This window comes from Pseudomonas sp. KB_15 (assembly GCF_052114525.1).
Lineage (GTDB): Bacteria > Pseudomonadota > Gammaproteobacteria > Pseudomonadales > Pseudomonadaceae > Aquipseudomonas.
The window spans coordinates 26326-32809 of sequence record NZ_JBFREX010000050.1; the positions used below are offsets into that span (position 1 = coordinate 26326).

The 6484-nt window shown below is 56.6% G+C and carries 8 protein-coding genes; 5 read left to right on the forward strand and 3 right to left on the reverse strand.

Going from position 1 to position 6484, the window contains the following annotated elements:
• Positions 1-2: 2 nt before the first annotated feature.
• Together AB4Z35_RS25970 and AB4Z35_RS25975 are read left to right on the forward strand one after the other, a co-directional pair.
• Entirely contained in the window at positions 3-716 is a 714-nt protein-coding gene (locus tag AB4Z35_RS25970) for a heme-copper oxidase subunit III family protein (protein ID WP_442100200.1), read from the forward strand.
• A 13-nt stretch (positions 717-729) separates the two neighbouring features.
• Positions 730-1047, forward strand: coding sequence for a cytochrome C oxidase subunit IV family protein (locus AB4Z35_RS25975; RefSeq protein WP_007988247.1), 318 nt, complete (start codon positions 730-732; stop codon positions 1045-1047).
• Between the two features lie 31 nt (positions 1048-1078).
• Here the strand turns inward: AB4Z35_RS25975 and AB4Z35_RS25980 are convergent, their stop codons facing one another.
• The 3 genes from AB4Z35_RS25980 to AB4Z35_RS25990 form a co-directional block, all read right to left on the reverse strand.
• Entirely contained in the window at positions 1079-1639 is a 561-nt protein-coding gene (locus AB4Z35_RS25980; protein WP_007988249.1) for a hypothetical protein, read from the reverse strand.
• Between the two features lie 240 nt (positions 1640-1879).
• On the reverse strand, positions 1880-2170 hold the full coding sequence (locus AB4Z35_RS25985) for a hypothetical protein (protein WP_442100201.1): 291 nt from the start codon (positions 2168-2170) through the stop codon (positions 1880-1882).
• A gap of 212 nt (positions 2171-2382) precedes the next feature.
• Positions 2383-3195: a helix-turn-helix transcriptional regulator gene (locus tag AB4Z35_RS25990; protein ID WP_442100202.1), complete on the reverse strand. Its 813-nt coding sequence runs from the start codon at positions 3193-3195 to the stop codon at positions 2383-2385.
• Between the two features lie 105 nt (positions 3196-3300).
• Between AB4Z35_RS25990 and AB4Z35_RS25995 the strand changes: the two genes are divergently transcribed.
• The 3 genes from AB4Z35_RS25995 (at position 3301) to AB4Z35_RS26005 (ending at position 6240) form a co-directional block, all read left to right on the forward strand.
• Positions 3301-4257 (forward strand): threonine dehydratase, encoded by a 957-nt coding sequence (locus AB4Z35_RS25995; RefSeq protein ID WP_442100203.1) that lies wholly within the window; start codon positions 3301-3303, stop codon positions 4255-4257.
• 111 nt (positions 4258-4368) lie between these two features.
• Positions 4369-5064: a tRNA (adenine(22)-N(1))-methyltransferase gene (locus AB4Z35_RS26000; RefSeq protein WP_442100204.1), complete on the forward strand. Its 696-nt coding sequence runs from the start codon at positions 4369-4371 to the stop codon at positions 5062-5064.
• A 525-nt stretch (positions 5065-5589) separates the two neighbouring features.
• A complete protein-coding gene (locus AB4Z35_RS26005) occupies positions 5590-6240 on the forward strand; it encodes a hypothetical protein (protein ID WP_007997869.1) in 651 nt (216 codons plus the stop codon).
• Positions 6241-6484 lie beyond the last annotated feature (244 nt).

Here is a 6484-nt window from a genome sequence, read left to right on the forward strand (position 1 = left end):
CCATGGCATCGCACCCACAAGCCCCAGGCGAGTCCAGTTCATCCAGTTCACCAGGCTTGCCACCTGACCCGGGATGGCAGGGCATCGCCAGCGACTGGGCCTCGGATAAGGAGGCTTTCAAGCAGGTCCCCTGGGGCAAGGCGATGATGTGGATATTCCTGCTCAGCGATACGTTTATATTCACCTGTTTTTTAACCGGCTACATGTCGGTACGCATGACCATCACTACCGCCTGGCCGAACCCCAGTGAAGTGTTCGCATTGACGATCGGCGGTAGAGAGATCCCGCTTATTCTGATCGCCATCATGACCTTTGTGCTGATCAGTAGCAGCGGCACCATGGCCATGGCCGTCAACTTCGCCTATCGCCGTGATCGCGCGAAAACCACTGCCCTGATGCTGGCGACCGCTGCCTTGGGTGTGACCTTCGTCAGCATGCAGGCATTTGAATGGACCAAGCTCATCGCAGAAGGAGTACGTCCCTGGGGAAACCCCATGGGGGCGGCGCAATTTGGTGCCACCTTTTTCATGATTACCGGTTTTCACGGGCTGCACGTGTCAATTGGCGCGATCTACCTCAGCATCGTGGCGATGAAAGTAATGCGAGGAGATTATGAGCGCTCCGGAAACTATCAGAACGTCGAGATAGCCGGGCTTTACTGGCACTTCGTGGATTTGGTGTGGGTGTTTATTTTTGCTTTCTTCTATTTATGGTAGAGGAGCACAGGTGATGGCACATGCTCAGGGTCAGCAACATCCAATCAGTTTGTATCTTAAAATATGGGGGCTGTTATTCGTCCTCAGTACGCTGTCGTACCTGGTCGACTACTTCCACTTCCATGGCTACCTTCGTTGGGCCCTGATTATCACTTTCATGTTGTTGAAGGCAGGTCTGATTGTCTCCATCTTCATGCACATGGCCTGGGAACGGTTGGCCATGGTCTACGCCATATTGGTGCCACCGTTGTGTTTGCTGGTGCTCGTCGGACTGATGGCCACCGAAGCAGATTATGTTTTCCTCAGCCGGGTCATTTTCTTTGGTCAATAACCTGCTTTGGATGGCCTTGAGTCTCCAGGGACTAACCCGATATCACTCGTTTGAACTGATGCCATTTGTGCTGCCAGGCTACTGTCCAGTGAGGGGCTGCCGCTCCCGTGCCGGCGATTTTCAGCATTGGATGATGTCCGATTACCTGGTCCAGGACCGATTCCTGATTCGGTTCAACATCCACGAAGAAGATATGTTTGCCTTCTTTTACCACCTGACTGAAATTGCGGAAGTGAGTGTTAGGGACCTGGAACCCAAAAAAACCGCCTTCCCAGATGCAGAAGCCCAAAATAACAATGGCAAGGAAGATAAAAGGCATCCAGCCTGCGGCGGATTCGGTCCAGCCCATCCAATAGGCGCCACCCAGAACCAGTGCTGCGAGGGGCAGACCGATCACCGCGCCAATCTCACCAGAGTGAACAGCATCTTGTTCCATTAACGAGTTAACCTCGTGGAGGTGATGTTGTTCAACATCAGCAACTTTTTCACTGAGCACATGAATCTGCTCGGAATTGATGCCGCTGGCTTCCAGTTCATTTTCAACGGTTTCGAGATCGTTGAGATTGTCACTGATGTAATAGTGTCGATTCATGCCACACCTCCCATCCAGAGTTTGCTGTAGACCTCCTCTGTCCGGCAGCTGTTAACCGAAATTTGCAGTCGCTATCTGTACTGTTGAGAACGTTGCACACTTGATGCAATCTGAGCGGAGTATAGCACTCGCCAACATACGGACCGGTCGGCAAGAGACAACTTGTGCCTGAGGAGCTGCGTAGCAGACATACGACACCTGCGACCGCGATAGTGTCGTGAGATCAATCGCAAGGGCACGCTATTTGATCTGCACAATGACAGGTCCTTCCGTTACGATCGGCGGGTTCGCGTGGATACTCGAGGCATTTTTCTGAATCCAGTTACGCGCGACTTTCAAGCTCGCATCGCTGCCGGCCTTGTCCGTGCAAACAGTCACTGACGTACCGCCATCACCCGTATTCAGCAAGGTGTAGCTTACGAGGCCAGGCACTGTCCGCAGGGCCGCTTCGACGTCGGCGTTGCGCTCTTCCAAAAGCTCGAAAAGCTGCTTTGCTCCAGTACCCAGGTAGGTTCTTATTACCGCATACATGGTCGTCTCCTTTGGGCGTGCCGCCTTGATGCCAATCCAGATCCGTTGATGGCCGCAATCACTCGGGTTTCAGTTCGCCCTGATTTATTAAGCTTAGCCAAACGCCGGTGACATTCGAAATGCAACGACCACCGGCCACGTTTGGCCGATTACTGCTTGTCAGCAAAGGCAGGCAGAAATCAGCCCATTGCAAACATCAAAATAACCCGGCGCTAACTGAACCTCGAACTTTGACGCAACTGCGCCGGACTCACTCCCAGGCGTTGCCTGAAGGTGGTCGCCATGTGCGCCTGGGAATTGAAACCGCAGGCGTAGGCGATTTGCGTCAGTGTGGCGGTCGAATCGCGCATCAGGGCACGGGCCTTGGCGAGGCGTCGGTCGATCAGGTAACTGTGCGGGCTTTTGCCTGTGGCGGTTTTGAATGCCCGCATGAAATATCCTTCGGACAGTCCAAGCAGGCCCGCCATCGCCGGTACGCTCAACGGGCTATCGAGGCCCGCATCAATGAACTCATCGAGCAAGCGCATCCGGTTGCCCGTTATCCTGGCATGGGGCGCTGCCGACACGGCTTCGCTGCCCGTCGTCCGCTCGGACAATGCCAGTGCCCAGGCCTCCCAGTCGTCCTCCACGCACGCGTGCAACAGCGCGGCGCGCATTCGCTGTGCGAGGGCAGTGGCCTGTTGATCGATGCGATTGTTGAAGGCGCGATCCCCGATCAACGCAACACCGTCTGTGCGCATCACCCGCAGGTATTCACCGCCCTTGGGAGATTCGGACAACACGTCACACCCGATGGGGATGAACGCCAGGCCGTTGGGCACGGCATCGAAAGGATGTACCCGGTCGCTACCGATAGCGTGCAGGCCTCGCTGGCTGTCGAAGGCAAAGCCGATTCCCGCCTGGGTCGCTACATATCGGGTCGCGTAGGCGCAACCGGGGAGCAATTCGATCGCCCAGGGGCCGGCCTCGATACGGCGGACCGGTTCGGACAGGAGCGGTGGCGGCAGGCGATTTCGATGGCTCATGAACGCCATAGTAGTGAAGAGGGGGGACAAAAGTCAGGTCGGTTTTTTGAAAGCCGGAGTACTGCGCCCGTGTTCAGACTGGGCAAAATCTCAGGGGGATAACTCATGCACAGACTGACTCGCGACGATATCGAACAGGCAGCACGCAACGTTTATCAGGTCATGCCGGCCACCGCCCAGTACCCTTGGCCCTTGCTGGCTCAGCGGTTGGGTTGCACGGTGTGGGTCAAGCACGAAAATCACACGCCTACCGGTGCTTTCAAAGTACGTGGCGGCATCACGTTCATGCACTGGCTCAAACACGAGCACCCAGGCGCGAAGGGTATTGTCAGCGCTACCCGCGGCAACCATGGCCAGAGCCTGGCGCTGGCGGCTGGCGCACTGGGTTTGAGGGCGCTGATCGTAGTGCCGGAAGGTAACTCGGTAGAAAAGAACAACGCCATGCGCGGCTTTGGCGCTGAAGTGGTCGAGTATGGCCGCGATTTCGATGAGGCCCGTGAAGAGGCTGCACGCCTTGCGCACGTGCATGACCYCTTCCTGGTTCCGCCGTTTCACAGCGAGCTGGTCAAAGGCGTCGCCACTTATGCGCTGGAGCTGTTCAACGCGGCGCCGGACCTGGATACCGTATATGTACCGATTGGCTGTGGATCGGGGATTTGTGGGGTGATCGCCGCCCGCGATGCGCTGGGCCTGAAAACCCGGGTGGTGGGCGTGGTTTCCACGGAAGCGGCGGCCGCACAGTTGTCGTTTGATACCGGAGTCCTGTGCGAAACCGCCTCGGCAACCACCTTTGCCGACGGTCTGGCCGTACGCAAGCCAGTGCCTGAAGCGTTTGCCGTCTACGCGACAGGTGCGGCGCGGATCGTAGCGGTCAGTGATGCGCAGATTGCCGAGGCCATGCGCGTGTATTACACCGATACCCACAACCTCGCCGAAGGGGCCGGTGCGGCGGCGCTGGCAGCGCTCATTTCAGAGCGTGAAGCCATGTCGGGAAGACGGGTGGGGGTGATTCTGTCCGGTGGAAACGTCGACAGATCGGTGTATGCGCACGTGATTGCGTGAAGGGGGCCATGACCCTGGTCACATAAATTTGAAATGCACGGCGTTGCTCGACACAATCGCGCCCCGATCCGGCCAAAGGCGCCGGACGTTCGTGGTGAAAAGGGGCCGCAGTTGAACGAACAGACATTGTCCATGCGCCTGGAACGCGTGGCGGCACATGTGCCAGCCGGTGCGCGCCTGGCCGATATCGGCTCGGATCACGGCTACCTGCCGGTGGCGTTGATGCGCCGTGGCGCCATTGTCGCGGCGGTGGCYGGCGAGGTGGCGCTGACGCCGTTCCACGCGGCCAACCGCACCGTGCGTGAGAATGGCCTGGAGCCGCAGATCACCGTGCGCCTGGCCAATGGTCTGGCGGCAATCGAGCCGGGAGACGGGATCACGGCGATCAGCCTCTGCGGTATGGGCGGCGAAACGATCCGCGACATTCTCGACAGCGGCAAGGCGTACCTGAGCGGTCAGGAGCGCCTGATCCTGCAACCCAACGGCGGCGAACAGCCACTGCGCCAATGGCTGATGGAAAATGGCTATCGCATCCTCTGCGAGGAAGTGCTGCGGGAAAATCGTTTCGACTACGAAATCATCGTCGCCGAGCGAAACGGGCCGGTGATCTACACCGCCCAGGAGCTGTACTTCGGGCCGTTGCAGATGCAGGCCCGCAGTCCGGCGTTCCTGGTCAAGTGGCAGCGCAAGTTGCGCCAGAAACACAAGACCCTGAGCCACTTTGCCCGGGCGCAGCAGGCCGTGCCCGAGGAGACCGTGCAGGACATCGCGCGGCAGGCCCGGTGGATCACCGAGTTGCTGGCTTGAGCCCGCACTGACCGGTAGACAATGTTCGCCATCGGTCGGGTCTGGCGACGTGAGTTCAGTGCGATTGCTGTTTTTTTTCCGGCAAAAGACAGGAAACGATTCAGCTCCGTAGCAATGCAGGTTTCAGCCAGGGAAACAGGTACCCCTGGGTGTTGGATTTAGTACCGTTTGTCGAGCGTTCTGCTTAAAAAGTGAACGATTTTGATATGCTTCGCTCTGATTCACCAGCAGGCGGAACCTTCGAGAGTTCGCACTGCACTCACTAATAAAATGGACGTATACCTCATCTGCATTGAATGGAATGCGCATGGGGATTTTTTTTACCTGAGACCTGGAGTGATAGTATGCCGTCATCACTGACTCGCTGGGCGAGTCGCTCTCTCTTGTAATACCAAATTATTTAGTTGCTTCAATCAATGCGAACTTGGTCGTGCAGGCGCAATTAATCAATTAATTCGCATGCCTGGGGCATGGTCAATTTGCACTGCCGCAATAAGTGGAGATGTAGTCTTGGATATTAATACAATGATTGGCCTGATCGGCCAGAAAGAATCCATGGAGTTTTTGCGTTTAGGCGTAGTGTACGTTCACCTGCTGGCTTGCTGCGTAGCTATCGGACTGGTGTTTGCCAGTGATGCCGCAATGGTCAAGGATTTACTGAAAGGTCGTGTGTCGTCGGGGCACGACAATGAACATATGGCCAGTCTTCAGAAGTCTGTTGCCAATGCGTTGATATTCTTGTGGGTGACTGGTGCTGCGATTATAGGTATTGATTACCTTGATAAAGGCATGAACTATTTTGCCAATCCGAAACTTCAAGCCAAGGTCATTATTGTATTGTTGCTGACATTCAACGGCATGTTGTTACACCGTTATGTATTGCCGGCAATGCTGAAGGCCGGGTCGCTGCTGGACCTTAAGGTCAATGTGCGAATGTTTGCCCTGTTCTCTGGCGCACTGTCGGGCGTGTCCTGGCTGTATGCCGCCATGCTCGGTGTCGGTCGACCGCTGGCCTGGAAGTATTCGCTCACCGAGTTGCTGATGGCCTATCCGGTGTTGATCGTGCTCGGCTTTGCGATGATGGTGGCGCTGACTCAGTGGGCGCGTAAACGCAACGAAGCAGCGCCAGTTCAGGAGACTTCGTGGCTGTTTGCGGGTATTCCTGCGCTGCGCTGAGCTGACGAAAATCCAGGTGAAAGACGGGTAAAACCGTTTGACCCCTTGAAACATCAGACCCCCTCCTGGCGAGGGGGTTTTTTGTGCGTGTAGGAAACAGGAGTCAAAGAAAACCGGCTCGATTGGCTAATGCCAGTCAGTTAAGCGGTAATGCGATCTGTAGCAGCTGCCGAGCCCGCGAGGCTGCGTTCGGCTGCGAAGCAGTCGTGAGTCCAGCTGACGCGGCCTGCCTGACGTACCGCGA